General features: G+C 69.6%; 24 protein-coding genes, 1 tRNA gene and 1 pseudogene. 9 read left to right on the top strand and 17 right to left on the bottom strand.

The window, feature by feature from the left end; all coding sequences use genetic code 11:
- Positions 1–7: 7 nt before the first annotated feature.
- On the bottom strand, positions 8–2,425 hold the full coding sequence (locus AX721_RS15685; RefSeq protein WP_068876939.1) for a membrane-bound PQQ-dependent dehydrogenase, glucose/quinate/shikimate family: 2,418 nt from the start codon (positions 2,423–2,425) through the stop codon (positions 8–10).
- 411 nt (positions 2,426–2,836) lie between these two features.
- Between AX721_RS15685 and AX721_RS15680 the strand changes: the two genes are divergently transcribed.
- The 4 genes from AX721_RS15680 to AX721_RS15665 all read left to right on the top strand — a co-directional run bounded on the left by AX721_RS15680 (position 2,837) and on the right by AX721_RS15665 (position 10,939).
- Entirely contained in the window at positions 2,837–3,358 is a 522-nt protein-coding gene (locus AX721_RS15680; RefSeq protein WP_156467193.1) for a hypothetical protein, read from the top strand.
- Positions 3,359–3,393: 35 nt separating this feature from the next.
- Positions 3,394–4,647: a DUF2254 domain-containing protein gene (locus AX721_RS15675; RefSeq protein WP_068876937.1), complete on the top strand. Its 1,254-nt coding sequence runs from the start codon at positions 3,394–3,396 to the stop codon at positions 4,645–4,647.
- 245 nt (positions 4,648–4,892) lie between these two features.
- Positions 4,893–6,710 carry an autotransporter assembly complex family protein gene (locus tag AX721_RS15670; RefSeq protein ID WP_197422604.1) on the top strand — a complete coding sequence of 606 codons (1,818 nt, stop codon included), beginning with the start codon at positions 4,893–4,895 and terminating at the stop codon, positions 6,708–6,710.
- The gene (locus tag AX721_RS15665) at positions 6,710–10,939 is read left to right on the top strand and encodes a translocation/assembly module TamB domain-containing protein (RefSeq protein WP_068876935.1); all 4,230 of its coding nucleotides are present in this window, start codon (positions 6,710–6,712) and stop codon (positions 10,937–10,939) included. Before AX721_RS15670 ends, AX721_RS15665 begins: the two co-directional genes overlap by 1 nt.
- Before the next feature lie 62 nt (positions 10,940–11,001).
- On the opposite strand, the gene AX721_RS15660 is transcribed toward AX721_RS15665, so the two are convergent.
- Positions 11,002–11,208, bottom strand: a complete 207-nt coding sequence (locus AX721_RS15660) for a hypothetical protein (RefSeq protein WP_068876934.1) — start codon at positions 11,206–11,208, stop codon at positions 11,002–11,004.
- Positions 11,209–11,334: 126 nt separating this feature from the next.
- On the opposite strand from AX721_RS15660, the gene AX721_RS15655 reads away from it, so the two are divergent.
- Positions 11,335–11,994, top strand: coding sequence for a TIGR02281 family clan AA aspartic protease (locus AX721_RS15655; RefSeq protein WP_068876933.1), 660 nt, complete (start codon positions 11,335–11,337; stop codon positions 11,992–11,994).
- A 26-nt stretch (positions 11,995–12,020) separates the two neighbouring features.
- Here AX721_RS15655 and AX721_RS15650 read toward each other — a convergent pair whose 3' ends face one another.
- Complete coding sequence (locus tag AX721_RS15650) at positions 12,021–12,605, bottom strand: DUF305 domain-containing protein (RefSeq protein ID WP_068876932.1); 585 nt, start codon at positions 12,603–12,605, stop codon at positions 12,021–12,023.
- Positions 12,606–12,776: 171 nt separating this feature from the next.
- Here AX721_RS15650 and AX721_RS15645 point away from each other — a divergent pair, with 171 nt between their 5' ends.
- Entirely contained in the window at positions 12,777–14,705 is a 1,929-nt protein-coding gene (locus tag AX721_RS15645; RefSeq protein ID WP_068876931.1) for a BCCT family transporter, read from the top strand.
- A gap of 87 nt (positions 14,706–14,792) precedes the next feature.
- Here the strand turns inward: AX721_RS15645 and rpsI are convergent, their stop codons facing one another.
- The 3 genes from rpsI to AX721_RS15630 all read right to left on the bottom strand — a co-directional run bounded on the left by rpsI (position 14,793) and on the right by AX721_RS15630 (position 16,965).
- Positions 14,793–15,281 carry a 30S ribosomal protein S9 gene (gene rpsI, locus AX721_RS15640; protein ID WP_068876930.1) on the bottom strand — a complete coding sequence of 163 codons (489 nt, stop codon included), beginning with the start codon at positions 15,279–15,281 and terminating at the stop codon, positions 14,793–14,795.
- Complete coding sequence (gene rplM, locus AX721_RS15635) at positions 15,281–15,754, bottom strand: 50S ribosomal protein L13 (protein WP_082765233.1); 474 nt, start codon at positions 15,752–15,754, stop codon at positions 15,281–15,283. Before rplM ends, rpsI begins: the two co-directional genes overlap by 1 nt.
- A gap of 179 nt (positions 15,755–15,933) precedes the next feature.
- Positions 15,934–16,965, bottom strand: a complete 1,032-nt coding sequence (locus AX721_RS15630) for a COX15/CtaA family protein (RefSeq protein WP_068876928.1) — start codon at positions 16,963–16,965, stop codon at positions 15,934–15,936.
- An 88-nt stretch (positions 16,966–17,053) separates the two neighbouring features.
- On the opposite strand from AX721_RS15630, the gene AX721_RS15625 reads away from it, so the two are divergent.
- Entirely contained in the window at positions 17,054–17,263 is a 210-nt protein-coding gene (locus AX721_RS15625) for a DUF2842 domain-containing protein (protein ID WP_068876927.1), read from the top strand.
- Between the two features lie 60 nt (positions 17,264–17,323).
- Positions 17,324–17,400: transfer RNA gene (locus AX721_RS15620), tRNA-Pro, on the top strand.
- Between the two features lie 23 nt (positions 17,401–17,423).
- Here the strand turns inward: AX721_RS15620 and AX721_RS15615 are convergent.
- The 6 genes from AX721_RS15615 to AX721_RS15590 form a co-directional block, all read right to left on the bottom strand.
- Positions 17,424–17,852 (bottom strand): MerR family transcriptional regulator, encoded by a 429-nt coding sequence (locus AX721_RS15615; protein WP_068876926.1) that lies wholly within the window; start codon positions 17,850–17,852, stop codon positions 17,424–17,426.
- A gap of 15 nt (positions 17,853–17,867) precedes the next feature.
- Positions 17,868–18,170 (bottom strand): integration host factor subunit alpha, encoded by a 303-nt coding sequence (locus AX721_RS15610; protein ID WP_068876961.1) that lies wholly within the window; start codon positions 18,168–18,170, stop codon positions 17,868–17,870.
- Between the two features lie 100 nt (positions 18,171–18,270).
- Complete coding sequence (locus tag AX721_RS15605; protein WP_068876925.1) at positions 18,271–19,251, bottom strand: beta-ketoacyl-ACP synthase III; 981 nt, start codon at positions 19,249–19,251, stop codon at positions 18,271–18,273.
- 1 nt (position 19,252) lies between these two features.
- Positions 19,253–20,308: a phosphate acyltransferase PlsX gene (gene plsX / locus AX721_RS15600; protein ID WP_082765232.1), complete on the bottom strand. Its 1,056-nt coding sequence runs from the start codon at positions 20,306–20,308 to the stop codon at positions 19,253–19,255.
- 153 nt (positions 20,309–20,461) lie between these two features.
- On the bottom strand, positions 20,462–20,977 hold the full coding sequence (locus tag AX721_RS15595; protein WP_156467192.1) for a DUF177 domain-containing protein: 516 nt from the start codon (positions 20,975–20,977) through the stop codon (positions 20,462–20,464).
- The gene (locus tag AX721_RS15590; RefSeq protein WP_068876923.1) at positions 20,974–21,501 is read right to left on the bottom strand and encodes a ubiquinol-cytochrome C chaperone family protein; all 528 of its coding nucleotides are present in this window, start codon (positions 21,499–21,501) and stop codon (positions 20,974–20,976) included. Before AX721_RS15590 ends, AX721_RS15595 begins: the two co-directional genes overlap by 4 nt.
- Positions 21,502–21,612: 111 nt before the next feature.
- On the opposite strand from AX721_RS15590, the gene AX721_RS15585 reads away from it, so the two are divergent.
- Positions 21,613–22,107 carry an outer membrane protein assembly factor BamE gene (locus AX721_RS15585; RefSeq protein WP_068876922.1) on the top strand — a complete coding sequence of 165 codons (495 nt, stop codon included), beginning with the start codon at positions 21,613–21,615 and terminating at the stop codon, positions 22,105–22,107.
- Between the two features lie 20 nt (positions 22,108–22,127).
- On the opposite strand, the gene AX721_RS15580 is transcribed toward AX721_RS15585, so the two are convergent.
- From AX721_RS15580 to AX721_RS28810, 5 genes and pseudogenes are all read right to left on the bottom strand, one after another.
- Positions 22,128–22,430, bottom strand: coding sequence for a hypothetical protein (locus AX721_RS15580; RefSeq protein WP_068876921.1), 303 nt, complete (start codon positions 22,428–22,430; stop codon positions 22,128–22,130).
- Between the two features lie 57 nt (positions 22,431–22,487).
- Positions 22,488–22,970 carry a surface-adhesin E family protein gene (locus AX721_RS15575; protein WP_068876920.1) on the bottom strand — a complete coding sequence of 161 codons (483 nt, stop codon included), beginning with the start codon at positions 22,968–22,970 and terminating at the stop codon, positions 22,488–22,490.
- Positions 22,967–26,416, bottom strand: coding sequence for a DNA polymerase III subunit alpha (gene dnaE / locus AX721_RS15570; RefSeq protein ID WP_068876919.1), 3,450 nt, complete (start codon positions 26,414–26,416; stop codon positions 22,967–22,969). The genes AX721_RS15575 and dnaE overlap by 4 nt, the downstream gene beginning before the upstream one ends.
- A 20-nt stretch (positions 26,417–26,436) precedes the next feature.
- Positions 26,437–26,526, bottom strand: a complete 90-nt coding sequence (gene sidA / locus AX721_RS28815; protein ID WP_068878982.1) for a cell division inhibitor SidA — start codon at positions 26,524–26,526, stop codon at positions 26,437–26,439.
- A 178-nt stretch (positions 26,527–26,704) separates the two neighbouring features.
- Positions 26,705–26,794, bottom strand: a pseudogene (locus tag AX721_RS28810) (hypothetical protein); the annotation flags it as partial.
- Positions 26,795–26,816: the final 22 nt, after the last annotated feature.

The raw sequence follows: 26,816 nt of genomic DNA, 5'->3' as shown, positions 1-26,816 counted from the left end.
GGGCGGCTCACGAGGCCGGCAGGGCGTAGGCGATCACTTCGTCGCCCACGGGCGTCTCCATGAAGTGATGCCCGCCCGCCATGACGACGACGTATTGCCGCCCGCCCGCCTCGTAGGTCATCGGCGTCGCCTGCCCTCCGGCGGGAAGCACGTCCGTCCACAGGGTCTTCCCCGTGCGCAAGTCGATCGCCCGGATCAGGTTGTCCGTCGTCGCGGCGATGAAGATGAGACCGCTGGCGGTGACGACGGCGCCGCCGTTATTGGGCGTGCCGATGGTGATCGGGAGCATCGACGGGATCCCGAACGGTCCGTTGCGCCGGGCCTGCCCCAGCGGACGATCCCAGAGCGTCCGGCCCGTGCGCAGGTCGATGGCGCGGATCCCCCCGTAGGGCGGCTGCTTGCACAAGAGGTCGGTGATCGGCATTCGCCAGCCGGCGTTGACGTGGATCGCGTAGGGCGTTCCCGCCTGCGGGTCGCCGGCGCCTTCCGGGCCGCCGCCGAGGTTCCCGCCACGCGCCGAGCCTCGCGGCGCCCAGCCCTTCCGGTCCGCCTCCTCGCGCGGCACCAGGCGATTGTAGTTTGGCATGTCGTTGTAGTTGGCGACGATGACGCCGCGCCGGGGGTCGATCGCGATACCGCCCCAGTCGGTGCCGCCGTTGTAGCCGGGGTACTGGATCCACCGCCGCTCCGTTTCCGGCGGCGTATAGGCGCCCCGATAGGCCGCAAGGCGGAACTGGATGCGGCAGGCCATCTGGTCGATGGGCGACATGCCCCACATGTCGCGTTCCGTGAGCGGCGGCTTCGCCAGCGTGTGATAGCCGGAGAAGGGTTGGGTCCGGGTCCTTTGGGCCGGCTCGACGCCACCCTGTGGGACGGGACGCATCTGAACCTCGGTCAGTGGCCGCCCGGTTCTGCGATCGAGCACGTAAATGTCGCCCTGCTTGCTCGGCAGCACCAAGGCCGGGACCATCCCGCCGTCCGTCGGGAAATCGACGAGGGTCGCCTGGGCCCCGAGGTCGTAGTCCCAGACGTCCTTGAACACGGTCTGGAACCGCCACGCCGGCCGCCCGGTCGAGACGTCCAGCGCGACCAGGGCGGTCGCGAAGAAGTTCTCCTGTGGCGAGCGGTCGCTGCTCCAGTAGTCGACGGCCGAATTCCCCATCGGGAGGTAGACGAGGCCCAGGGCTTCGTCGGCGGACGCCGTCGTCCACATGTTGGGCGTGCCGCGGGTGTAGGCCTCGCCGGGCGTGGCCGGCGCCGTGCGTCCGGGCTGGCCGAGATCCCACGCCCATCGCTGCTCGCCGCTCACCGCGTCGAAGCCCTGGACGACACCTGAGGGCGCATCGTTCTTCTGGCCGTCGAGGACCTGGTGGCCCGTGACGATCACGCCGCGGACGATCACCGGGGGCGAAGTGATGGAGACCATGCCCGGTTCGACCGGGCCCATGCCCACCTTGATGTCCACCTGACCGCCACGACCGAATTCCTGACAGGGGCGTCCGGTCCGGGCGTCCACGGCGATGAGGCGTCCATCGAGCGTCCCCTCGATGATCCGGGTCGCGCAGGCCTGGCTCAGGTCGCCGCCCGGCGCCGCGTAGTAGGCCACGCCGCGACAGGCCGCCGTGTAGGGAATCCAATCGTCGGAGACCTTGGGATCGAACCGCCAGCGCTCTCGCCCCGTCGCCGCGTCCAGGGCGATCAGGATATTCTTCGCCGAGCAGAGGTAGAGGGAGTCTCCGACTTTCAGTGGTGTGGTTTCCGCGCCGTACTTCTTCTTCGCCCGCTCGCTCGGCAGATCGCGGGTGTGGGCGACCCAGACGCGCTCGAGGTTCTCGACGTTCTCGGGAGTTATCTGGACCAGCGGCGAATACCGCCGCGCGCTGTAGGCGCCGCCGTAGGCTGGCCAGTCGGCCCCAGCGTGGGCCGGCGAAGGATCGCCCATAACGAGCGCGGCAGGCGGGAGCGCCGGCGGCGCCGGACCTCGGGCCGAGGCGGCGATGGCGATCCCACCGGCGATGAACAGCGCCACGGTCCCGACAAGCCCCGCCAGCGACAGGCCCCTGGCCCTGCGGGACGCCGTCAACGCGGGAACAGCGGCGAGGACCAGGAGGAAGAGGATCGCCGGTCCGAGCACCCGCGGAAGCAGCGGCCAGCCTTGCAGGCCGACTTCCCAGACCGCCCAGAAAAGCGTGGCGACGAACACGCCGGCGTAGATGAGCACACCCAGCAGGTTCTCCCGGAACAAGAACCATCCCGCAGCGCAGAGTCCCAGTCCGGCCAGCAGGTAGTATGGAGAGCCGCCGATGAAGGCCAGCCAGGCGCCGCCGACGACGAGGACGATGCCGATGACGCCCAGCAAGACACCCAGACTCTTCGCGGCGATCTGGCCGGCGCGATGCGCCACACGCTCGTCGTGGTTCGACATGGCGGGTCCCCTTTCCGGATTTTCAGGCTCGAATTTTTAACCGGACGCCCTCGATTCCGTTCCGCGCAAGTTTTCGTTAGACGCCTCGGCCACGTCGCGTCGCCGGGCGCCGACGTCGCGTAGCTTTGCGAAGCCGCGGCCCTGAGCGTCAGGCGGCTCCCTCGATGCGAAGGCGGTCGCTCCAGTCCCTGCGGCGGGGTTTCTGGCCCTTCCTGGGATGCAAACGGCGGCCGACATCTCTTCCTCTAGAGTCGACCGCATCGACGCTTGCCGGCCGATGCAACGACGCGCGAACACGCCGCCCGCGCTCTGGATTTCCCTGGCGTCCCATCTCGCGGCTCGCGGCTTCGTGTCCGGCAAGCAGGCAACTTCCACAGGCGTCGCGGACTGTGAGTTAGAGGGCCGACGAACATGCATCCCATCCGAACTCGCGATCCCCGGCGCGCCACGTCGGCGGCCCGGGCACTGACCTCGCTGGCGGCCATCCTGTGTCTCGCGGGGTGCGCCAGTCGATCCGGCGCATCGGGCGGCGAGATGGAAGCGGCGCTGCAGCAGCCATTCCGTGACCTCAACGTCGTGCAGGAAGAGCCCGTGGCGGTGGTCCGGCGCGCGGCCGCCGCTCCCTATGCGCCGCCCCTGGACTGCACGGCGGCGCGCGCAGAGCTCGTGCGCCTGAACCGTGCGCTGGGCGACGACACGGCCGCGTCGCCCGACGACGCCGGCTCGGCCGAGGGCCTTGCCGCAGGCCTTGTGCGCGGCGTCGCCTCCATCCCGTTCCGCGGACTGGTGCGTCGCATCACCGGCGCGGAGAAAGCGGACCGCGAGGCCCGCCAGGCCGTCCTGGCCGCCGTCGGCCGGCGGGGGTTCCTGCGGGGCTGGCTTCGAGCCCGCGAATGCCCGCCTTTCGTCCCACCGGGCGCAATCTCGGACTAGCCGGGCGCCGTGATGGTCAGAGGCTCGGAGACCTGATGCCCAAGTGGCTCTTCCTGCTGGGCCAGATCAGCCGCCAGCTATGGCTGCGCGTGGCCATCTACAGCGCGCTGGGCGTCCTGACCGCCCTGCTGGCGGTGCTCCTTGCCCCCTGGGTGCCGGAGGACTTCGCCTTGAGCGTGGGTACGCGGGCCGTGGACGACGTCCTGACGATCCTCGCCAGCAGCATGCTGACCGTCGCGACGTTCTCGCTGGCGGTCTTCGTGACCGCCTATACGTCGATTTCCGGCGCAGCCAGTCCTCGCGCGGCGGCGTTGCTCGTCTCCGACGGCCGTGGACACGGTGCGCTGGCGACGTTCGTCGGCGCGTTCATCTTCGCCATCGTGGGCCTGTTCGCGCTCCAGACCGGCTACTACGGCGAACAGGGGCGCGTCATCGTCTTCGTCTTCACGGTCGGCGTCCTGGCCGCGGTCCTCATCGCCCTGCTGCATTGGATCGATCAGCTTTCCAGGCTGGGACGGCTCGACGAGGCCATCGACCGTGTCGCCGAGGCGACGCGCGCCGCCTTCGACAGCCCCCTCGCCGCCCGACGTTCCGCGACGCCGCGGCCGGAGAACGGTCCTGCCCTGCCGTTGTCAGCAGGCGTTGTGGGCTATGTCCGGAACATCGACCTGGAGCGGCTGGAATCGCTCGCAGACGAGCTTGGCGTCGTGGTCGATGTGGAGGCCTTGCCCGGCGACTTCATCCACGAGGCGCGGCCGCTGCTGCGGTTCGCCGGCCGACCGGGCCTGGACACCGAGGCGGGCGGGCGGCTGCGATCGTGTTGGGTGATCGGGGCGCGGCGAACCTTCGAGCAGGATCCCCGGTTCGGGATGACCGTGCTCGGAGAGATCGCCGCCCGCGCGCTCTCTCCGGCCATCAACGATCCGGGCTCCGCACTGGACGTGATCGCGACCGCGGTCGGCCTTCTCACGAAATGGGTGGGAACGGAATCGCCAGTCGAACCGGCGGAAGGGTCCCGTCTGCGGCTGCCCCCGCTCTCGGCGCAAGAGGTGCTGGAGGACGTCTTTGGACCCATCGCCCAGTACGGCGCCGGCAGCCCGCGCGTCGCCATGCGCCTGCAGGAAGCGCTTGGCGCCTTGGCCGCTCTGGGAGACCCCGAAATGGCTACGGCGGCGCACCTGCATTCGCGTCTGGCCAGGAAGCGCGCCTTGGCGGCCCTGCCGCTGAAGGAGGATCGAGAGCGCGTCCGGCGCGCCGGACGGCTGTCCCGGAGCCGCCTGTGGGAATGAACGAACCGTACTTCGCGGGGTTCAGTCATCCCGGCGCGAGGCGAAAAAGGAGCCGGCGGGGCGTGCGCAGACGAAGGGCGGCCGTCAGCCTGGCCATCTCCGCGGCCATTTGGGGCGCGCGCGCGGGGGCCCAGCCCCCCGCTGCAGAGCCCATTCCGGACGCAGCCTTCGACGCCGCGCTTCCTCCCATCGATGAACCACCCGAGACGACTCATCCGCTACCGCAAGCGCCATCGCCTGACGCCTTGTTCGACGCGCCGCTGAGATCGCTCGAGACGCTGGAAACGGCGACACCGGCCGAGCTCGGCCCGGCCGAACCCGGCACGGGCGCGGCCGAAGTGCCCTACACGGTCGCGCTCGCAGGCCTTTCCGACCGCGGGCTCGAACGAGAGTTCCGCGAGCTGTCCGCACTTTACGCCGATCGGGATCGGAGGGCTGCGGCCGCCCAGGTGCGCCTTCGCGCCGAGGCGGACATCGATCTGCTGGAGCGCATCCTTCGGGCCCAAGGCTACTACGACGCCGCGGTGACCGTCGCCTTCGATCCCCCCACGGGACGCACGGACGCGCTGGACGTCCAACTGACCGCGGCGGCGGGCCAGCGCTATGCCCTCGGCGACATCCGCATCACCGGCTCGCCGCCCGCCCCCACGCAGATCGCCCGCGAGGCCCTGACGGTGAACACCGGCGATCCACTCGTCGCCACGGCCGTCGAACTGGCGGAGGCGAACGTCGCCCTGCGCCTCCCCCAGGAAGGCTATCCCTTCGCCGAGATCGGACGGCGGGACGTCGCGCTGGATGGCGCGACCCTGCGCGCCGACTACACCTTGCCGCTCTCGGCGGGTCCGCTTTCCGTGTTCGGCGGATTCCGGCCCGCCGGAGAGCCCGTGTTCGACGCGGAGCACGTGTCGGTGCTTGCGCGGTTCAAGCCGGGGGAACTCTACGACAGCCGCCGGGTCGAGGATCTCCGGCAGGCCCTGGTGTCCACCGGTCTGCTGTCGGTGGTGGCGCTCGAGCCGGTGCGCACCGCTCGCCCGGCCTCCGGGGGCGCGGAGATCGTGGACCTGCGCGTGCGGCAAACCCCGGCGCCGCCTCGCAGCGTCTCCGCGACGGCGGGGTATGGGACCGGCGAAGGGTTCAAGGTCACCGGCGCCTGGACCCACCGCAATCTCTTTCCACCCGAGGGCGCCCTGTCTGTCCGCGGCGTGGCCGGTACGCAGGAACAGCGGGCGGGGATCAGCTTCCGCCGCTCCAACGCCGGCAAGCGGGACCGTACGCTGCTCGCGACGGCCGAGGCGTCGAGGGAGACGCGGGAAGCCTATGACGCGCGATCCGTCGCGCTGTCGGCCGGCGTGTCGAGAGCCAGCACGCCGCTGTGGCAGAAGCGATGGACCTACGCCTATGGCGCGGAACTGATCGCGACCAACGAGACCCGCTTCGACGACGCGTCGGGCGCCCGACCGCGGGAGACCTTCGTCATCGCCGCCCTGCCGCTTCAGCTCGGCTACGACACGTCCGACGATCTGCTCGATCCCACGCGGGGCTTCCGCCTGACCGGCCGGCTCAGCCCGGAGGTGTCCTACCGCGACAGAGCCTCACCGTACGGACGAAGCCTGATCGATACGTCGGCGTACGTTCCGGCGGGCTCGCGGTTGGTGCTGGCGGGCCGCGCTCGCCTGGGGACAATCGCCGGCATCTCACGCGACGAAGTGGCGCCCTCGCGTCGCTTCTACGCCGGTGGCGGCGGTTCGGTCCGGGGCTTCGGCTATCAGGATCTCGGCCCCCGGGACGTCAACGGAGACCCGCGGGGCGGCCGCTCCCTGGTGGAATTTTCAGTCGAGGCCCGTTTCCGGCGCGGGAACCTGGGTATCGTGCCGTTCGTCGATGCGGGACAGGTCTACAGCGCCTCCTCGCCCAGGTTCGACGACCTGCGCGTGGGCGTGGGACTGGGCGGCCGGTACTACACGCCGTTCGGCCCGCTTCGGGTCGACGTGGCGACGCCGCTCGACCGACGGAAGGGAGACCCCCGCGTCGCCGTCTACATATCGCTGGGTCAGGCCTTCTGATGTCGGCGGAAGGCCAGGGTCCGCCTCCCACCCGCGCGCCACGGCCGGGGCGCCCCCGCGCCCAACGCTGGGCCCTGATCGGCGGCGCCGTCATAGCCCTCCTGTTGCTCCTGGCCGGCCTCGGCTTGGCGGCTCTCAACACGGGCCCCGGCCGCGCATTTCTGGTCGAGCGCATCGCCGGCTATCGCACCGAGTCCGGCCTGAACGTCCGCATCGGCCGCATCGAAGGATCGCTGTTCGGCCGGATGACGCTCCATGAGGTGTCGCTGCGCGACACGCGCGGCGTCTTCGCGCGGATCCCGGAGGCGACCGTCGACTGGCGCCCCGCTGCGGTGCTGCGCAGGAAGCTGGACCTGCGAGAATTCGCCGCGCCCGAGGTTCGCGTCCTACGTCGGCCGGCGTTGAAGCCAACACCGCGCGATCCGAACAAGCCGCTGCTGCCCGACATCGACATCGCCGCGCCCGACGTCAGCCTCGGACGCATCATCCTCGAATCGCCGGTGACGGGACGGCGACATGTCGCGACCCTTCGCGGCTCCGCCGATCTGGCGGACGGGCGCGCAAAACTCGACCTGATGGCCCGCGCGCTCGAAGGACGGGGCCTCGCTGGCGGCGACCGGCTGGACGTCAAGGTGGACGTGGTCCCGGCCGCGAACCGGTTGCAGATGGATATCGGCCTCAGTGCGCCGATCGGCGGGCTGGCGGACAGCTACCTTGGCCTGGGCAAGCCGCTCATCGCCACCATCGACGGCCGCGGCGACTGGAAGGCCTGGCGCGGGCGCGCTGTGGCCCGGTTGGGTCCTCAAGCCCTCCTGGATGTGCGATTGCGGGCCGACGATGCGCGGTTCCGGGCCGAAGGCGAGGTCCGCGCCGGCGCATTCGTCCAGGGACCGGCGTCCCGGCTGTTGGCGCCGGCCGTGGCGATCGAGGCCGACGGAACGCTGAAACAGCGGCGACTGAACGGACGGCTGACCCTGTCATCCGACGCCCTGACCCTTGCCGCGGCCGGCGCCGTCGACCTCGAAACCAACCGCTTCGACGACGTGCAGGTGACGGCGCGCCTGCTGGAGGCCGGCGCCGTGGCGCCGAACCTGACCGGACGCGACGTTGTCCTCGCGCTCAAGCTTGATGGCCGGCTGGCCAGGCTTCTGGTCGACTACAGGCTGTCCGCGGCCATGATCGGCGCCGGCGTGACCCGCATCGAGGGCCTGCGCGCGGACGGACGCGCCCGCATCTCGCCGAACCGCATCCAGGTCCCGATCAGCGCCCGGGCGGCGCGGGTCACGGGGTCAAATGCGTCAGCCGGGGGACTGCTCTCGAACCTGTCGCTCACCGGCGACGTCGCCTATTCCGACGGACGTCTGCTGACCGACAACCTGCGGCTCCGTTCCGAACGGCTGGACGCGACAGCCGTGATCGTGGCGGACCTCAGATCCGGACGGTACGACGGGGCGCTGAAGGGCCGCGTCAACGACTACGCCGTTGAGGGGGTCGGCCGCTTCAACCTCGTCACCGACGCCGAGCTCACCGCCGGGCGGGAGGGCGGCATCGGGTTGCGCGGGTCGGTCCGGGTGAACAGCCGACGCCTCGACAACGGCGCGCTTCGCGATCTGCTGGGCGGCCAGGGGCTCCTCACGGCGGACGTCGCGCTGCTGCCCGGCGGCCAGATCACCGTCGCGAACCTGAGGCTGCAGGCGCCGGACTTCCGCATCGTTAGCGGCTCCGGCAGCTATCGCCCTGACGGACAGCTGTCGTTCCGGGCCGCCGCGCGATCCGCGCGGTACGGGCCGCTCGTCCTGACCGCGGACGGAACCGCGCAGCGCCCGATCGTGCGCTTGACCGCCCCTCGCCCGGACGTGGGCGGGGGCCTGCGCGACGTGGTGCTGGAGATGCTGGGAACCGGGCAAGGCTACCGGACGAGCTTCACGGCGCAATCCGACTACGGCCCCCTCACCGGCCAGGCGACCCTTCGGCCGGGACGCCCCCTGGCGATCGACATCTCGGCCCTGAACGCCGCCGGCGTGACCCTCGCCGGCCGCCTCTCCCAGGCGCCGTCGGGGCCGTTCGTGGGAACCTTGCAGCTGAGCGGCTCGGGCCTCGGCGGCGTGGTCCGCCTGGGCGCGGCGGGAGCCGTCCAACGGACCGACATCGACGTATCCGCGCGCGCGGCGACGCTGAGGCTCGCCCCCGTGGTCGCCATCGGCCGCGGCCGCCTGACCGCGACGGTCCTGCTGCCCGAGGGAGGACCGCAGGTGAGCGGCGACCTCTGGGTGGCCGACCTCACCCGTGAGGGGTTATCGCTGAGCGCAGCGCGGGTACGTGGCCGCTATAGTGACGGTCGTGGGGACGTCGGATTCGTCATGCGCGGCGAGAGCGTCACGCCGTTCGATCTCGCCGGGCAGGCGAGCCTGGCGCCGAGGGCGATCCGCGCGAACCTTCGGAGCACGGTGAATGGCGTGGCGCTGCGGCTGGCGGCCCCCGCCGACATCCGCAAGGTGGACGACGGATGGCGGCTCGCGCCCGTCCGGGTGGTGCTGCCCCGGGGCGGGGTGGTCCTGGCCGGGGAGACGGGCCAGCCGACCCGTCTCGAAGCGCGCCTGAACGAGGTCGACCTAAGCCTCGCACGCAATCTTCTGCCGAACCTTGCCCTTGAAGGCTCCGCCACGGGCGTGATCGACGTGCGGGCGCCGGGCGGCGGCGCGATGCCGACCGCGTCGATCCGCCTGAACGTCGAGGGGTTCTCCCGGGTCGCCCTGGGCACGGAGTCGCCGCCGGTCGATATCGCGGTGCGTGGCGCCCTGTCGCCCTCGGGCGGAAGCCTGGACGGGGTGGTCCGCCGGGGCCAGGCCGCCATCGGGCGGATCCAGGCGCGCATCGCGCCGATCGCGCCGGGCGGCGACTGGCGCGTGCGCCTCGTCGGCTCGCCGCTCTCCGGCGGTGTCCGCTACGATGGACCGGCGGGCGTCCTGTGGGCCATGACCGGGATCGCTGGCCACGACGTCAGCGGCCCGATCATCGTCGCGGCCGACTTCGGCGGGCAGTTGCGCCGGCCCACGCTGAGCGGCGTCATCCGCGGCGAGACCTTGCGGTATGAGAACCCCACCTATGCGACCGTGGTGTCAGGCATCGCCGTACGCGGGCGTTTCACCCAGTCGCGCCTCGAGATCACCAGCCTGACGGGCCGAGCCGGCTCCGGGTCGGTCGCCGCCCGCGGCTGGGTGGGCCTCGACGCCGCCGCCGGCTTCCCGATGGACATCCGGGCGACGTTCGACCGGGCCCAGCTCGCGAGCAGCGACGCGATCGGGGCGAGCGTCACCGGGGCTGTCGCGGTGTCCAACGGCCGCGAGCGCCGCGCCCGCATCACCGGGGAACTCCGGATCCCCGAGGCGCGATACCGGATCGTCAGGCAGGGCTCGGCCGACGTTCCCGTACTGGAAGGCGTACGGCGTCGAACATCCAGCGACCCCGCGTCGCGGGCGACGGCGCGGGACGCGCCGTCGGGCGGCTTGCCGGGGACCTGGACGCTCGATCTTCGCGTTCGCGCCGACAACCGGATCTTCGTCACCGGCATGGGCCTCGAATCGGAATGGGGCGCGGATCTGCGCGTGCGCGGGCCCGCCGACAATCCGATCGTCACCGGCGATCTCGACCTTGTCCGTGGCGACTACGCCTTCGCCGGTCGCAGGCTCGAGGTCACCCGGGCGGAGGTTCGCTTCGACGGCCGCGAGGCCACCAATCCGCGAATCGACATCGCCGCATCCACGACCGTCGAAGGGGTCACCGCGACCGTCACGGTGTCGGGCCGAGCTCAGGATCCGCGTATCGCCTTCACGTCGATCCCAGCCCTGCCCCAGGACGAGGTGCTCTCGCGCCTGTTGTTCGGCGCCGGCATCGACCAGATTTCGCCGACCCAGGCCGTCCAGATCGCCGCCGCTTTGAATTCGCTGCGCAACGGCGGAGGCGGCGCGAACCCGCTGGGGCGGCTCCGCTCCGTCGCCGGCGTGGACCGGCTACGAATCCTCGGCGGTGACGAGGCCACCGGCCGGGGCACGGCCCTGGCTGCGGGAACCTACATCGGTCGGAACGTGTACCTGGAGGTGATCACCGATGCCCGCGGCTTCACGGCGACCCAACTCGAACTCGCTCTGTCGAGGACCCTCAGCCTCCTCCTGCAAACGGCCACCCTCGGCGGATCGAGCGTCCAGGTCGAGTACTCGAGGGAGTACTAGCCGGTTCGGCCGCGCAGGGCCCCTGGGCCTCGTTGTCGGCGGTTCGCCAGGACGACGGCGCGTCACGAGGGCGAGGCGGGAGCCCTGGGCGCGTTGACCTGCGGCGGCTCGCGCTCCGGCCCGTCTCGACGGTCCACGATCGGACGCAGGATCACGAAGGCGAGAGCAAGGACGAAGAGCACGATGGCGGCCAGGGCCGCCCACGTCATCCGGCCCTTCTGAGGACGCGCGGCCCCTTCGTTCAGCGGCTTGACCTGTCTTGCGACCATGACGACCTCCTTTTTGCCCTAGCGGGCTAGCGGATCGCCATCCCGATGGTTCCAGCCTTTGAAGTCCGAGCCGCCCACCGAGAGGTCTTGGCCGGATCGAAAGCGCCGAGGCGCGGTTATCCTGCCATGCCGATCACCACCCACCCGGAATGGCTCCAGATCGCGCTCTACGCCGCGGGCGCGGCCGTGCTTCTGGTGCTGTTGTTCAATCTCCCGCGTGTCGGACCGTTCTTTCGCGCCGCCTTCTCGCTATCCATCCTGGCCTTCGGGTTCTTCGTGCTGCTGCAGCAAGCGCCGTACGATCCCAATCTCTCGCGGCTCGCGGCAAAACTGGGCCTGCATGACCAACAGGTGTCCGGCGACGAGGTGCGGATCCGCATGTCCCGGGACGGGCACTTCTGGGCGCAGGTCAAGCTCAATGGCGCTTCGCAGCGCATGCTCATCGACAGCGGCGCGACGATCACGGCCCTGTCCTCCCAGACGGCCGCCCGGGCCGGCGTTGATCGGGACGACAGCGTGATCCCGGTCATGATGCGCACCGCCAATGGTGTCGTGAGAGCGGACACCGGCGTGATCGATCGCCTGGAGCTCGGTGGCGTCGAGGCCCGAAACCTCAGGGTCGTCATCTCGCCGGCGCTCGGTCCCGTAGACGTCCTCGGCATGAACTTCCTCTCGCAGCTGGCGAGCTGGCGCGTCGAGGACCGCACGCTCATCCTCGTCCCCAAGCCTGAGGAGGGCGGCGGCGCACCGGAGACGCGGCCGGCAATGGCCGCGCCCGGTGGTTGACGTCATCTCCCGCAGAGGGGCGCTGCTCAGAGCGGCGCCTTGCTCAGCAGCTCGCCACTGAGAAGCTCCCTCGCCTCCTGTGCGCCCCGCGCGTCGAGCGTCGCCGGGCCCGCGGGGCGTGGAGCCGCGGCGCGCCGCCCGCGCCGTTCGATATCGTCGATAAGGAGCTTCATTTCCGCGATCTCCTTGACCTGATCGCGCGTGATCCGGTCTGCGAGATAGCGCACACGGGGATCGCGGATGTCGGCCCGCCGCGCATTGTTTATGGCGATCGAATGATGCGGGATCATCGCCCGCATGAAGCTGACATCGCCCACCAGGGCCTGGCTTCGATTGACGCCGAGCAGGACGACCCCGCCGACCACCGCCCCGGCGAGCACGGCGACCTTCGCCGCGTCGGGACGGTACATCTTCCACATGAACGCCAACATCACCGCGGTCATGACGCAACCCATCACCAGCGATGAGACCAGGCGCGTCAGGCTGAAGAGCGCGTGCTCGATGCTGTAGATCAACTGGTACATCAGGAAGAACATTGTGGTCGTCGAGACCACGATCATGGCGCCGAACCGACCCCAACCCATGGCCATGGCAGTCTTCTGATCGTCCATGATGCGGACTCCCTCAACGGATCCGTAAACCGCTGGGCGAAGGTTGCGTTCACGTCCGGCGGCCCGCGATGAGGCAACCACTCGGCGACTCGCCGGTTGTCCGTGACGCTCGAGAACGGGGCGATGGGAGACCTCGGCCCCAGCAGGCGCGAACGCGCCGTGAGGTTTCGTATGCGACGGTTCGCCACCAACATGAATCCTCGGGTGTTCTGGGGCGCCAGCGCCATCGTGGCGCTCCTGCTGGGTGTCGCGGTCGTCGCCCCCGCCTCCTCGGACCTGGCGTTCAAGGCGGCGCAGTCCTGGGTCATCGGCGCCTTCGGCTGGTTCTACGTCGCCGTGGTGGCCGGCTTCCTGTTCGTCGTCCTCGCTCTGGCCCTCGGCCCCACCGGCAAGCTGAAGCTCGGCCCCGACGGGTCCGAACCGGATTTCCCGTATACGTCTTGGCTGGCCATGTTGTTCGCGGCCGGGATGGGCATCGGCCTGATGTACTTCGCCGTGGCCGAGCCTGTGCAGCACTACGCGGCGCCGCCGGAAGCGCCGCCCCGCACCTTCGCCGCGGCGCGCGAGGCGATGGTCATCACCTTCGTGCACTGGGGTGTCCACGCCTGGGCGATCTACGCCATCGTCGGCCTGACCCTGGCCTACTTCGCGCACCGCAAGGGTCTGCCCCTCACCCTCCGCTCGGGGCTCTACCCGCTGCTCGGACGGCGCATCCATGGCCCGGCCGGCGATGCGGTGGACATCTTCGCCATCTGGGGAACCCTCTTCGGCATCGCCACCTCCCTCGGGCTGGGCGTGGCGCAGATCAACAGCGGACTGGCCTACCTCACCGGCCTGCCGTCGGGCCCGGTCGTGCAGGTCGGCCTGATCGTGGTCGTCATGGGCGCGGCGACCCTATCCGTACTCACCGGACTGGACCGGGGCGTGCGCCGGTTGTCCGAGCTCAACCTGGCCATTGCGGTCGCCCTGATGGTCTTCGTCCTGATCGCCGGCCCCACCGGCTTCCTGCTGAAGGCGCTGGTTCAGAACTTCGGCCTCTACCTCGACCACTTCTTCGTCCGCACCTTCAACCTCTACGCCTATGAACCCCGGGGCTGGATGGCGGACTGGACCCTCTTCTACTGGGCCTGGTGGATCGCTTGGTCGCCCTTTGTCGGCATGTTCATCGCGCGGATCTCGCGGGGGCGCACCGTGCGCGAGTTCGTCATTGGCGTGCTGCTCGTCCCCACCGGTTTCACCTTCCTCTGGATGACCGTCTTCGGGAACACGGCCATTGCGCTCGACATGGGGACGGCCGCGGGCGGCATCGCCCAGGCGGTGACCAGCGACCTCTCGACCGCCATCTTCCGCTTCTTCGAACACCTGCCGGGAACCGCGATCACCTCGGCTCTGGCCGTGCTGCTGGTGGCCGTGTTCTTCGTCACCTCTGCGGATTCCGGATCACTGGTGATCGACACCATCGCGTCCGGCGGCGCTGACGAGACGCCCAGGTGGCAGCGGGTCTACTGGTGCGCACTCGAGGGCGCGGCGGCCGCCCTGCTGCTTCTGGCGGGCGGCCTGGGCGCCCTGCAGGCTGCGACGCTCGTCGCGGCGCTACCCTTCGCCCTGATCATGATCCTGCTGACCATCGGCCTCATCCGCCAGATGAACGCCGATCTCGCCGGCGTCGCGGCTGCGCCCCCGACACCGCCCCTCGGCGACCGCCTCAAGCAGATTTTCCAGCCGCCTCGTCGCGCCGAGATCGATCGCCAACTCGCGCAGGCCGGCCTGCCCGCGCTCCGCTCGGTCTGCGATGCGCTGGCCAGCGAGGGGTTGTTCTCGCCGCAATTGGTCGAGGAGCCCGGTGAGGCGCGGCTGATCATCGATCCGCAACAGGGACATCCCTTCCTCTATCGGTTGTCGGCGGAGGGGCGTCCCTTGCCGGCCTACACGCCGCTGGAGGCGTCGGAGGGCCGGCGCAGTCGCGAATGGCGCCTTACGGCCCGCGTCGGCCCCCAAGGCGCCCGGCGCGATCTCACAGGACTCTCGCAGGCCCAGATCGTCGCCGACGTCGTGGAGCAGCTGCAGGCCTGGCGAAGCGCCAGCACAGGCCGAGCCTGACGGGTGCGGGAGTCATCCGCGAATAGCGAAACAGGCACACGGCTCGCGCCATGTGCCTGTTTTATTAAACAAATTGAAGCGTAAGAGTTAGCGCTTCGAGAACTGGAAGCTGCGTCGGGCCTTGGCCTTGCCGTACTTCTTCCGCTCCACGACGCGGGGGTCGCGGGTCAGCAGGCCGTGCGGCTTCAGCACGGCGCGCAGGCCGGGCTCGTAGTAGGTCAGGGCCTTGGAGATGGCGTGGCGAACGGCGCCGGCCTGACCCGAAAGGCCCGAGCCTTCCACGGTGCAGACGACGTCGAACTGGCCGGCGCGATCGGTCAGCTGCATGGGCTGGGCGATCATCATCCGCAGCACGGGACGGGCGAAGTAGATCTCCTGGTCGCGGCCGTTGATGGTGATCTTGCCGCTGCCCGGCTTGATCCAGACGCGGGCCACGGCGTTCTTGCGCTTGCCGGTGGCGTAGGCGCGGCCTTGGGCGTCGATCTTGGGCTCGCGGACGATGGTCTCTTCCGCCTGGGTGCCCATGCCCTTCAGGGCGTCGAAGCCGGTGGCTTCCTGCGTGGTGGCTTCGCTCATTACGCGCTCCGCACGTTCTTGGCGTTCAGGTCGGCGAACGCGATGGTCTCGGGGTTCTGAGCGGCGTGCGGGTGCTCGGCGCTGTTGTAGATCCGCAGGTGCGTCATCTGCTTGCGGGCCAGCGGGCTTTCCTTCGGCAGCATGCGCTCGACGGCCTTTTCCAGGACGCGCTCGGGGTACTTGCCCGCGAGGATCTGGGCCGGGGTGCGCTGCTTCACACCGCCCGGATGGCCGGTGTGCCAGTAGTAGACCTCGTCGGTGGCCTTCTTGCCCGTGAACTTCACCTTGTGGGCGTTCACGACGACGACGAAGTCGCCGCAGTCGACGTGCGGGGTGTAATCAGCGCGATGCTTGCCGCGAAGACGCATGGCGATGAACGAAGCCAGGCGGCCGACCACGGCGTCCTGGGCGTCGATCACGATCCACTTCTTCTCGACCTCGGCGGGCTTCAGCGAAGCCGTGGTGCTCTTCAGCATGAGGGACGATCCAATAGACTTAGCGGGTGCGCTGGAGGCGTCCCCGACGTGAGGCGCGGCATATGCCGGGATGGACGCCGGAAGTCAACAGCGCGCGTCTCGCGAAACCATCGGAAAACGCAATAACTACAACAGGATAGAATATGCGGTAAAATGATACCGCGACTTTTTGCGTATCAGACCCGTCGCACGCGCCATCCGAACGCCACCGCGAGGCTCAACACCACGGCCGCGGCCAGCTGGTGGACGATGCTCATCCCGACGGGCGCGCGCATCATCAGCGTGGCGATCCCCAGGAGCGCCTGGACCACCACCGCGGCCGCCGTCGCCACGGCCAGCAGCTTGGCCTCGCGCACCAGATAGTTCGACCGCCACGCCGCCAGCCCGATCGCCACCGCCACCGCGGTCAACAGATAGCCGACCAGCCGGTGATGCAGCTGCACCGCGCCCTGACTGTGCGCCAGGGTGGCCCAGAGCCCCTCGCCCACATAGTCGTCCGGAACCAGCGCTCCGTTCATCAGCGGCCAGTCGTTGTAGACCAGCCCCGCATCGTTACCTGCGACCAGCGCCCCGAGCAGGATCTGCAGATAGATCAGGCCGATCAGCCATGCGGCCCGACGCCCCCAGGGGCTGGGCAGGGTCTGGCGCGCCGCGCCGGCCCAGGCGTCCAGCGCCGTCCACAGGAGAAGGCCCAGCAGCGCGAACGCCAGCCCGAGGTGGACCATCAGCCGCTCGGGCGCCACCGAGACCCGCTCGGCCAGGCCGCTGGACACCATCCACCACCCCACCGCGCCCTGCAGCCCGCCCAGGACGAAGATCCCCGCCAGCCGCAGGAACAGCCGCCGCGGCAACTCGCGCCGGATCGCGAACCAGACGAACGGCACGAAGAAGACCAGCCCCAGCACGCGGCCCAGCAGCCGGTGCGACCACTCCCACCAATAGATGGTCTTGAAGTCGGACAGGCTCATCCCGGCGTTCAGCTGGCTGTACTGCGGGATCTGCTTGTACAGGCCGAACTCGCGCTGCCAGTCGGCGTCGCTCAGTGGCGGAATGGCGCCGGTCACCGGCTTCCACTGGGTGATCGACAGGCCCGAGTCGGTGAGCCGGGTGGCGCCGCCCACGATCACCATGCCCAGCACGAACGCGGCCACCACCAGCAGCCAGATGGCCACGGGTCTCGAACGGTCGGAACGCAGGAACGAAGTCATCGACGGGCGGTGGCGCACTTTATGGGCCGAACTTAGGCGCGCTCTCTAGCCGGCTTCCGCCCAGGCCTCCAGCGCTCTATGAGGCGGCATGTCCCCGCGCCTGCGCAAGTTCATTGGCCTCATCGGCATCCTGGCGTTCTGCGGCCTCTACGTGGCCGTGGTCGCCACCCTCGGCGACTACGTCCCCGGCCACTGGGCGGTCCAGCTGCTTTACTACGGCGTCGCCGGCACGGCCTGGGGCGTGCCCCTCTTCCCGCTGATCCGGTGGATGAACCGCGAGCCCGGGCCCCGGGCCTGAACTTCGGCCTTGCCCTGATCCATCTATCCGCTAGAAGACGCGCCTCGCCGCCTGGCCCTTCGGAGCGTGGCGCAGCTTGGTAGCGCACTTGACTGGGGGTCAAGGGGTCGCAGGTTCAAATCCTGTCGCTCCGACCAGCGGCCGGCGGCGAGATTTCCCCCTACTCCTTCAGCAGCCCGTCCAGCCGCGTTTTTGCGGCTTCGAGGTCGCGGAGCGCGGCCAGCAGGGCCGAGGTGTCGCCGACGGGCTTTGCCGACGTGGCCGCGGCCTTCGGCGCCGCCGCCGCAGCCTTTTCCGCAGGCGCTGCGGGCGGCGCAACGCCCTCCCCGGCCGCCACGAGGTGCTTGAGCCCGTGCTCGCGGTGGAGCTTCTGAACGCCCTTGATGGTGTAGCCCTGGTCATGCAGCAGGCTGCGGACGCCGTGCAGCACCGCGATATCGGCGGGGCGGTAGAACCTGCGCCCGCCGGCCCGCTTCATGGGCTTGATGAAGGTGAACTTGGTTTCCCAGAACCGCAGGACGTGCTGGGGCACGTGAAGCTCGTCCGCCGCTTCGGAGATGGTGCGGAACGCTTCGGGCCCCTTGGCCATGGGCCTACGCGGCCGTCACCGCGAGAGGGCTCGGTCGACGCGCGCCTTCATCACCTGCGACGCGCGGAAGCCGATGACCCGGCGCGGGTCGATCGCGGCCGGTTCCCCGGTCTTGGGGTTGCGGCCCATCCGGGCGCGCTTGGCCCGGACCTGGAACACGCCGAACCCGGAAAGCTTCACCTGCTCCCCGCGCTCCAGCGCCTGGCACATCAGCTCGAGGACCCGCTCGACCAGCTCGGAGCAATCCTGACGGGTGAGGCCCACCTGTTCGTGCACCGACTCGCACAGGTCGGCCCGCGTCACCGTCGCGCCCTTCATGATGGCCCTGGTCCCCACCGACATGTCGTTCATGCGTCTTGATTGTCCCATTGCCACAAAGACTTCAAGTCACGCTTTACAGCTTAAGCCTAACCGCCCGTCAAAGGCGCAGCACGCAGGCGCCCCAGGTCAATCCGCCGCCCATGGCCTCCAGCAGCAGCAGTTGGCCGGGCTTGATGCGACCGTCCTTCACGCCCTGGTCGAGCGCAAGGGGAATCGAAGCCGCCGATGTGTTCGCGTGTTCGGCCACCGTCGAGATCACCTTGCTCTCGTCGATACCCAGCCGCTTGGCGACGCCTTCGAGGATGCGCTGGTTGGCCTGGTGGGGGATGAACCAGTCGGCGGCGGACACCTCGATCCCGGCGTCCTCCGCCGCCGCCCGCACCGCCTCGGAGATGTTCACGACGGCGTGGCGGAACACCTGGTTGCCCTGCATGCGCAGATAGCCGGTCTGGCGGTTGGTGGAGACGCCACCGTCCACGTAGAGCAGCTCCTGCTTGGTCCCGTCGGCCCGCAGGGCGAAGCCCAGCAGCCCCCGGTCGGCGGTGGTCCCCTCGCCCTCGCCCGGCTCCAGCACGACCGCTCCGGCCCCGTCGCCGAACAGCACGCAGGTGCCGCGGTCGGTCCAGTCCATAAGCCGCGTCATGGCCTCGGCGCCGATCACCAGGGCGCATTTCGACCGGTTGCGGGCCACGAAGCCGTCGGCTGTCGACAGGGCGTAGACGAAGCCGGAGCACACGGCCTGCACGTCGAAGGCGATGCCGACCGGACAGCCCAGCTTGCGCTGCACGATAGTGGCCACGGCGGGAAAGGTAAGATCCGGCGTGGTGGTGGCGACGATGATCAGGTCCACGTCGTCCGGCGTGCGGCCCGCGGCCTCCAGCGCTCGTCGCGCCGCGGCCACGGCCAGGTCCGACACGGGCTGGTCGTCGGCCGCCTGGTGGCGCTGGCGGATGCCGGTCCGCTCGCGGATCCATTCGTCGGAAGTGTCGACGATCTTGGCGAGCTCGTCGTTGGTGACGATCCGGTCGGGGAGATAGCCGCCGACGCCGGTGACCACGGAACGCAGGACTTTTGACAATTCAGGCGGCTCCGTCCGCGGATGCGGGGTTCGCCGGCGCGAGGGCGGCGGGAAGCCGCCTCATATTCCGTTCGATCTCGGACGCAAACCCGCTTTGCGCCACGTCGGCCGCCGCCCGGATCGCCTTCGCGAAATCGCGGGCGTCGGCGCCCCCATGGCATTTGAGGACCAAGCCGTTCAGGCCCAGCAGCGGCGCGGCCGGCGGCGGGCTCATCTTGTCGCGGAAGCGGCGCAGCGAGGGCCGCGCCAGGAGGGCGCCGAGGTTGGTCATCGGACCCGAGGTCAGGGCGGCGCGCAGCTCGCTGTACATGAACCGCGCCGCGCCCTCCATCGCCTTCAGGGCGACGTTCCCGGTGAAGCCGTCCGTCACCACCACGTCCACCGCCCCGTGGGTGATGTCGTCGCCCTCCACGAAGCCGCGGTAGTCCAGGTCGATCTTGCCCTCGCGCAGGATCCGGTTGGCCTCGCGGACCTCCTCGTGGCCCTTCATCTCCTCGGAGCCCACGTTGAGCAGCCCCACCGTCGGCCGCGCCACGCCATGGGCGGCCCGGTGATAGGCCTCGCCCATGATCGCGAACTCCACCAGCCGCTCGGCGTCGCAATCCACATTGGCGCCCACGTCGAGGAAGGTCGTCACGCCCCGGGCATGCGGGATGCTGGCGGTGAGCGCCGGACGGTCCAGGTCGGCGCTCATCCGCAGGATGAGCTTGGATATCGCCATCAGGGCGCCGGTGTTGCCGGCCGAGACCGCCACCGCCGCCTGCCCCTCGCGGATCGCCTCGACGGCCGCCCACATCGAGGTGCCTTTACCGCGGCGCAGGGCCTGAGCCGGCTTCTCGTCCATGGCGATGACCCGTTCGGCGTGCCGCACCTCGACGCGTCCCTCTGGCACCCTGCAGCGGTCCAACTCACCCCGGATCGCCGCCTCGTCACCGTGGATCAGCAGGCGCGCATGCGCGGGCAGCTCCTGCAGGGCGACGGCGCAGGCCGGAACGACCACGGTCGGCCCGTTGTCGCCGCCCATGGCGTCGACGGAAATCACCAGGGATTGGGTCAAATTGAGTGCTTTCGTCCCCTGGCGACCGGGAATGCCGATCGCGGTGATGCAGAGTATCCCGTTCTCACGCCGAACCGTTCCTTACTCCGGCCGACGCCGGGCGCGAACGGGATTCGGCGCGCGACCTTACTCCTGCGAATTGCCGACTGGAAACTAGGGCTTTGGATCGGTGAGCTTCTTCAGCGCGGCGAAGGGCGAAGTCTCCTCCTCCGGCGGCTGATAGTCGAACGTGGCGCCCGGCTTGCGCGGGAACGGGTCCAGCTCCAGCGCCAGATGCTCGACCACATAGCCCGCCACGTCCACGGCGTCCGTTTCCAGCACGTCGGGCGCGTCTGGCGCGTCGGGGTCAAGCTCCAGCTCGCCGCCATCCGGGGACGCCGCGTGGGGGCTGCCCGCCGGCACGACGCGCACGTCGATCTCACCCTCCAGGGCCTGCTCGAACGGGTCCAGGGTCACGCCGCATACCTGTTCCACCACGGCCTCGAACCGGCCGGTGATCTCCGCCCCGTCCAGCCAGGGCTTCACGGTCACCCGGGCGGAGAGCGACGGCAAGCTCCTGAGGCCCAGTTGCTTGGCCACCGCGGCCCGGTCAGCCGCATCCGGCTCCAGGGTCAGGCGCACCGGCCCGCGGCCGAGCTCGTGCAGCTTCACCGGCTTGGCCCAGCTCACAGCGGCCTCCACGTCACCTCGCCGGCGTTCAGCCGGTCCAGGTCCTGGTGCGCCAGGGCCTCGCGCTGGGCGATCACATAGTCCGCCAGGCGCGGAGCGTTCGCGGCGTCGGCCTTGGCGTAGACCGTGCGCGCCAGCACGTCCTCCAGCGCCGCCCGGTCCGGCAGCGCCGCCAGCGCCGCCTCGAAGGAATGAACCCGGCCGTAGAAGGCCTCCCCCAGCTTGCGCATCCGCTTGCCCACCGAAAGATCTCCGACCCCGAGCTCCCGCAGCCCATGGTCCAGGCCGCTGAGGTAGGTGTCGAACAGCACCTGCGCCGTGTCCGCCGCCTGGGCGCCCTGCCCCTTCAGCCGCTCGAGCAACAGGTAGGTATGCAGGCTGTAGACCTCGAACCGGCCTTCGGGCGTGTCCGGGGCGCCCAGATCGGCGTAGAGGGCCGGGGTCCGCGACTGGGCCACGACGCGCGCGTACAGCTCCTGCCCCGCGACTTGTGTCGGCCTCGGCTTGAACAGGCGCTTCAGCATGGAATGGCCTCGATTTCGCCCGAAGGCGTGGCTAAAGGCGGCATTGAACTAAGGGGCGGCCGGCGATAGGTCAAAGGCTCTCGCCCGATTGGCGCCCAGAAACGAGTCCTGATGTCCCGCAAAGCCGCCCTCGCCGCTCTCGCCATCGCCACCCTGGCCGGCGCCGGGCTTTCGGCCTGCTCGCCGATCACCAGCTACTCGGGCTTCCAGGCCATCGACAGCGATCCCAAGGACGTGAAGGTCGGCACGGACACCAAGTCCACCGTCCGCGCCAAGCTGGGCTCGCCTTCCGTGCAGTCCACCTTCGACCCGAACGTCTGGTTCTACGTGAACCAGGTCAAGGAACGCGTGGCCTTCCGCAAGCCGCGGGTCACCGCCCGCAACGTCACGGCCATCCAGTTCAACAAGGACAGCGAGATGGTGGAGACGGTCAACGTCTACACCCTCAAGGACGGCAAGGTTATCGCGTACAACAACCGCGAGACCCCGACGCGCGGCCGCGAGATGACCGTGCTCGAACAGCTGCTCGGCAGCGTCGGCCGCGGCAGCATGCTCCCGCAAGACGACGAGGGCGTCCCCGGCAACCGTCCGGGCGACCGTCGCTAGGTCAGTCCGCGCCTGACGGCCTAGTCGCGCCTCTTCTTCCCGTCGGGACCGAACACGCTGTTGGGCTTGTAGGGTTGGTAGGGCTTGAAGGGCTCGGCCTTTGGCGTCGCCGGCGGGCCATAGGTCTTGGCCGTGGTCGGCCCCGTGTAGGCGGGGGCTGCGGGCGCTGCGGGGACGCCGTAGGCCTGTGATGGCCGCGGTTTGGACGTCACGGTAGGTCCACGTTCGCCCCAGGGCTTCTTCGGCTGGGCGGATCCGAACTCGGCCGCGGCGGGTCCTGCCGCCAGCGCCACGGCTGCGAACACTGCGATCCCGAAGTTCATGGCCACCTCTTGTGTTCAAAGCGCGATCTTTCGTCGCGCAGACCTTAAGAATTCACGCTAAGGCTGTGGCGCATCCAGGCGCACGCCGCTTCGCACCGCCTCGCACATGGCGTCGATCGCAGCGCCCGACATGGCGTCGCGGGGGCGCCAGTCCGGCTTGTCGGCCGTGCGTTCGCCGATCTGGTCGGTCAGGTTGTTGCGGGCGTAGAGGGTCATGGACAGGATCGCGTATCGCTGGCCCGAACAGTCGACCGCCCATCGCGCCGCCGCCGAACGCATCACTCGCCCGTCCAATTCGATGGGTTCGAAGAACTCCTGTCGCAGATCGCCCTCGACCACGCCGTCGGACCGCAACGCAGCGCCTTCCGGACTGGCGAGGATCATGCCGCTCGCGTCGAACCCCAGCAGGGGCCAGTCCTCGACGCCCGTGAGATGCGCCTGGGCCCACGCCACCAGCTCGGGCACGGTTGAGGGCCGGGCCGCCTGCGCGCCCTGGGCGCAAGCTGCGGCCAGCACCAGCCCGAGCGACGCCGCCCTCACAGGTCCTCGACGAAGACCACGCCGGGCGCTGTCTTGATGGCGCCGCGCACGGCCCCATCCAGGGTGAAGCGACCCGGAAGCTTCAGTTCCACCTCGCGACCGCCGTCCAGCCCGGCCACCAGCACGATCTCGCCCCCACGCGCGTTGGTCACGGTCTCGAGCCGCCGCTTGAGCGCCTCGATCTCGGCGCTGCGGGGGGCCAGGTGCACGCGCAGTCCCGCCACCACATTCTCGACCGCTTTTTCCACCGGCTCCACGCTCTCGCCGAAGAACCGCACCTCGCCCTCGCTAGCCTTGCAGCGAACGCGGATCGAGACCGCCTTGCCGGGTTCCAACTGGTCGCGGCACTTCTTCAGCGACTCGGGCGGGAACAGCACTTCGTACTCACCCGTCGGGTCGGAGAAGGTGACGAAGGCGAACTTCTCGCCTGACCGCGACGGCCGCTCCTGCTTGCGGCGGATCACGCCCGCCATCCGCAGCGCCTCGGCGCCGGCCACGGCCTTGGCGATGGCGTCGGTCAGGAGGTCGGTGCGCTTGCGCCGCAGCGCCTCCACGAGGTCGTCCAGCGGATGGCCCGAAAGATAGAAGCCGACCGCAGACAGCTCCTCGTCGAGGCGCTCCGTCGGTGTCCACGGATCGCGCCGGGGCATCTTGCGCTCGACCGCATGGCGCGCGTCGGTCTTGTCGGAGGCGAAGAAGTCCGCCTGCTCCGACGTCTCCCGCGCGTTCACGCCTTGTCCGTGGGCGATCAGGTGGTCGGCCGCCTCGACCAGCTGCGCCCGGTTCTCGTGGATCGCGTCGAAGGCGCCGGCCCGGGCCAGGGTCTCGAACGTACGCTTGTTGACCTGACGCGGGTCGACCCGCTCGACGAAGTCGAAGATGTCGGTGAACGGCCCGCCCTCGCGCCGCACCTGCACCACGTGCTCCATGGCCTGCATGCCGACGTTGCGGATCGCGCCCAGCGCATAGAGCACCTCGCCGTCCTCGACCTCGAAATCCGCCGACGAGCGGTTCACGCACGGCGGGCGGATCTTCACGCCGAACCGCTTGGCGTCCTGGTAGAACACCGACAGCTTGTCGGTGTTGGCGATATCCAGGCTCATGGATGCGGCGAAGAACTCGACCGGCGCGTTCGCCTTCAGCCAGGCGGTCTGGTAGCTCACCACGGCATAGGCGGCGGCGTGGCTCTTGTTGAAGCCGTAGCCTGCGAACTTGTCGACGAGGTCGAAGATCGCCCCCGACTGGGCCGGCGGCACGCCTTTGGCCTCCGCCCCGGAGATGAACCGCGCGCGCTGGAGGTCCATCTCCTCCTTCTTCTTCTTGCCCATGGCGCGGCGCAGCAGGTCGGCTTCGCCCAGGCTGTAGCCCGCCAGGATCTGGGCGATCTGCATCACCTGCTCCTGGTAGACGATGATGCCGTAGGTCTCCCGGAGCACGCCCTCCAGCGTCGGGTGTAGGAAGTCGATCGGCTTGCGGCCGAACTTGCAGTCGATGAACGCCGGGATGTTGTCCATCGGGCCGGGGCGGTACAGCGCGCCCACGGCCGTGACGTCCTCGATCGAGCCGGGGCGAAGCTGGCGCAGGGTGTCGCGCATCCCCTGCCCTTCGAGCTGGAAGACCCCGATGGTGAGCGCGTTGCTCATCAGCTCGTAGGTCTTCTCGTCATCCAGCGGCAGGGCGGCCATGTCGACCGCGGCCCCGCGCTTCTCGAGGTGTTTCACCGCCCGGTCGATCACGGTGAGCGTCTTCAAGCCCAGGAAGTCGAACTTCACCAGCCCGGCGCTCTCGACCCACTTCATGTTGAACTGGGTGGCCGGCAGTTCGGAACGCGGATCGCGGTAGAGCGGCGTAAGCCGGGTCAGGGGTCGGTCACCGATCACCACGCCGGCGGCGTGAGTGGAAGCGTTCCGGTAGAGCCCCTCCAGCTCCAGCGCGATGTCCAGCAGCCGCGCCACCGCCTCGTCGCGCCGGCGCTCCTCCTGCAGCCGCGGCTCCATCTCGATGGCCTGGGCCAGGGTCACGGGATTGGCAGGATTGGCCGGCACCATCTTGGCCAGCCGGTCCACGTGCCCCAGCGGGAGCTGCAACACCCGGCCGACGTCCCGCAGCACGGCGCGCGCCTGCAGGGTGCCGAAGGTGATGATCTGGGCGACCTTGTCCCGGCCGTAGCGCTGCTGGACATAGGCGATCACCTCCTCCCGCCGCTCCTGGCAGAAGTCGATGTCGAAGTCGGGCATCGACACGCGTTCGGGGTTCAGGAAGCGCTCGAACAGCAGGCCGTAGCGCAGGGGATCGAGGTCGGTGATGGTCAGCGAATAGGCCACCAGCGAGCCGGCGCCCGAGCCACGCCCCGGGCCCACCGGGATGCCCCGCGCCTTGGCCCATTTGATGAAGTCCGACACGATCAGGAAGTAGCCGGGGAACCCCATCTGGGTGATCACCTGGATCTCACGCTCCAGGCGCGCCTCGTAGTCCTCGACGGGGAAGACATTGGCCTGCCCCTTGGCCATCCGCGCCTTCAATCCCTCGCGCGCCTGCTGCGCCAGTTCGTCAGCCTCGGAGCGTTCACCCTCGGTGAACCGCGGCAGCAAGGGATCGCGCTTGCTGACCATGAAGGCGCAGCGCCGGGCGATATCGAGGGTGTTGTCGCAGGCCTCCGGCAGGTCGGCGAACAGCGCCCGCATCTCGGCGGCGGACTTGAACCCGTGCTCGGGCGTCACCCGCCGCCGCTCGTCCTGGCCCACGAAGCTGCCGTCGGCGATGCACAGCAGCACGTCGTGCGCGGCATAGGCCTTGGCGTTCTTGAAATAGACGTCGTTGGTGGCGACGAGCGGCACGTCCTCGTCATAGGCGAAGGCCACCAGCTCGCCCTCGGCGGCGGCCTCGGCGGCGGCGCCGTGCCGCTGCAGCTCTACATAGAAGCGGTCGCCGAAAACCCGGTTCATCTCGGCGAGGGCCGCGCGGCCCTCCTTGACCTTGCCGGCCGCGAAAAGGTGGTCAACCGGCCCGTCCGGCCCGCCGGAGAGCAGGATCAGCCCGTCCGAGAACTGGCAGACCTTCTCCCACGGCACGTGCGGCTCGTCGCTGGGCTCGATGTCCAGGTAAGCGAACGAGGAGAGGTCGCAGAGGTTGAGGTAGCCCTGCTCGCTCTGGGCCAGCAGCATGACGGTAGGCGTCTTGGCCCAGCGTTCAGGCAGGGCCTCGCCGATCCCGCTCACCGGCAGGGCGCAACCAATGATCGGCTGGACGCCCTCGCCCTTGGTGGCCACGGAAAACTCGAGGGCGCCGAACAGATTGGCCCGGTCGGCGATGGCGACCGCGGGCATGTGATCGGCCTTGGCCAGGGCGCCGATCTTGTCGGCCTTGATGGCGCCCTCCAGAAGCGAATAGGCGGAGCGGACCCTCAGGTGGACGAAGCCTTCACTACCGCCCTGCACCTGCGCCATCTCCCCCATTCGCATGGCGGTCAGCCCATCAGACCGGCCACCGAACAGACCATCCAGACAAAGCTCGCCACCGACGCAAACGCCAGCGATTCCCGGGCCAGACGAACCATCTTCGCCAATCCTCTTGTTGAGCGCCTGTGGAGAACCTGTTGGCGCGTTCCGTATTCGTTCTTATTCCTCTTTTGTTCTCATCGTCAAGCGGTCATGCGCCCCCTGCCCCCAAGCCCAAAATGCAAAGGCCCCGGAGATCGCTCTCCGGGGCCTTCCGTCCAGTCTGGGTGTCGGAGGTTAGCCGACCACGCCGTGGGCCAGGATCGCCAGCAGCAGCAGCGCCACGATGTTGGTGATCTTGATCATCGGGTTCACGGCGGGGCCCGCCTCGGCCTCCGCCGCCGAGGTG

This window comes from Phenylobacterium sp. CCH9-H3 (genome assembly GCF_001557235.1).
GTDB lineage: Bacteria > Pseudomonadota > Alphaproteobacteria > Caulobacterales > Caulobacteraceae > Phenylobacterium.
The sequence above is the reverse complement of the archived record's forward strand: the minus strand, read 5'-3'. Positions and strand labels throughout refer to the sequence as shown.

Excerpts from the sequence above, each read along its gene's own strand:
- AX721_RS15630 (WP_068876928.1), bottom strand. The coding sequence starts at position 16,965 with ATGACTTCGTTCCTGCGTTCCGACCGTTCGAGACCCGTGGCCATCTGG.
- AX721_RS15585 (WP_068876922.1), top strand. The coding sequence starts at position 21,613 with ATGTCCCGCAAAGCCGCCCTCGCCGCTCTCGCCATCGCCACCCTGGCC.
- dnaE (WP_068876919.1), bottom strand. The coding sequence starts at position 26,416 with ATGGCGCAGGTGCAGGGCGGTAGTGAAGGCTTCGTCCACCTGAGGGTC.
- AX721_RS15580 (WP_068876921.1), bottom strand. The coding sequence starts at position 22,430 with ATGAACTTCGGGATCGCAGTGTTCGCAGCCGTGGCGCTGGCGGCAGGA.
- AX721_RS15625 (WP_068876927.1), top strand. The coding sequence starts at position 17,054 with ATGTCCCCGCGCCTGCGCAAGTTCATTGGCCTCATCGGCATCCTGGCG.
- AX721_RS15590 (WP_068876923.1), bottom strand. The coding sequence starts at position 21,501 with ATGCTGAAGCGCCTGTTCAAGCCGAGGCCGACACAAGTCGCGGGGCAG.
- AX721_RS15610 (WP_068876961.1), bottom strand. The coding sequence starts at position 18,170 with ATGAAGGGCGCGACGGTGACGCGGGCCGACCTGTGCGAGTCGGTGCAC.
- AX721_RS15650 (WP_068876932.1), bottom strand. The coding sequence starts at position 12,605 with ATGGACGATCAGAAGACTGCCATGGCCATGGGTTGGGGTCGGTTCGGC.
- AX721_RS15655 (WP_068876933.1), top strand. The coding sequence starts at position 11,335 with ATGCCGATCACCACCCACCCGGAATGGCTCCAGATCGCGCTCTACGCC.
- rpsI (WP_068876930.1), bottom strand. The coding sequence starts at position 15,281 with ATGAGCGAAGCCACCACGCAGGAAGCCACCGGCTTCGACGCCCTGAAG.
- AX721_RS15675 (WP_068876937.1), top strand. The coding sequence starts at position 3,394 with ATGCCCAAGTGGCTCTTCCTGCTGGGCCAGATCAGCCGCCAGCTATGG.
- AX721_RS15665 (WP_068876935.1), top strand. The coding sequence starts at position 6,710 with ATGTCGGCGGAAGGCCAGGGTCCGCCTCCCACCCGCGCGCCACGGCCG.
- AX721_RS15660 (WP_068876934.1), bottom strand. The coding sequence starts at position 11,208 with ATGGTCGCAAGACAGGTCAAGCCGCTGAACGAAGGGGCCGCGCGTCCT.
- AX721_RS15645 (WP_068876931.1), top strand. The coding sequence starts at position 12,777 with ATGCGACGGTTCGCCACCAACATGAATCCTCGGGTGTTCTGGGGCGCC.
- AX721_RS15615 (WP_068876926.1), bottom strand. The coding sequence starts at position 17,852 with ATGGCCAAGGGGCCCGAAGCGTTCCGCACCATCTCCGAAGCGGCGGAC.
- AX721_RS15680 (WP_156467193.1), top strand. The coding sequence starts at position 2,837 with ATGCATCCCATCCGAACTCGCGATCCCCGGCGCGCCACGTCGGCGGCC.
- AX721_RS15685 (WP_068876939.1), bottom strand. The coding sequence starts at position 2,425 with ATGTCGAACCACGACGAGCGTGTGGCGCATCGCGCCGGCCAGATCGCC.
- sidA (WP_068878982.1), bottom strand. The coding sequence starts at position 26,526 with ATGGTTCGTCTGGCCCGGGAATCGCTGGCGTTTGCGTCGGTGGCGAGC.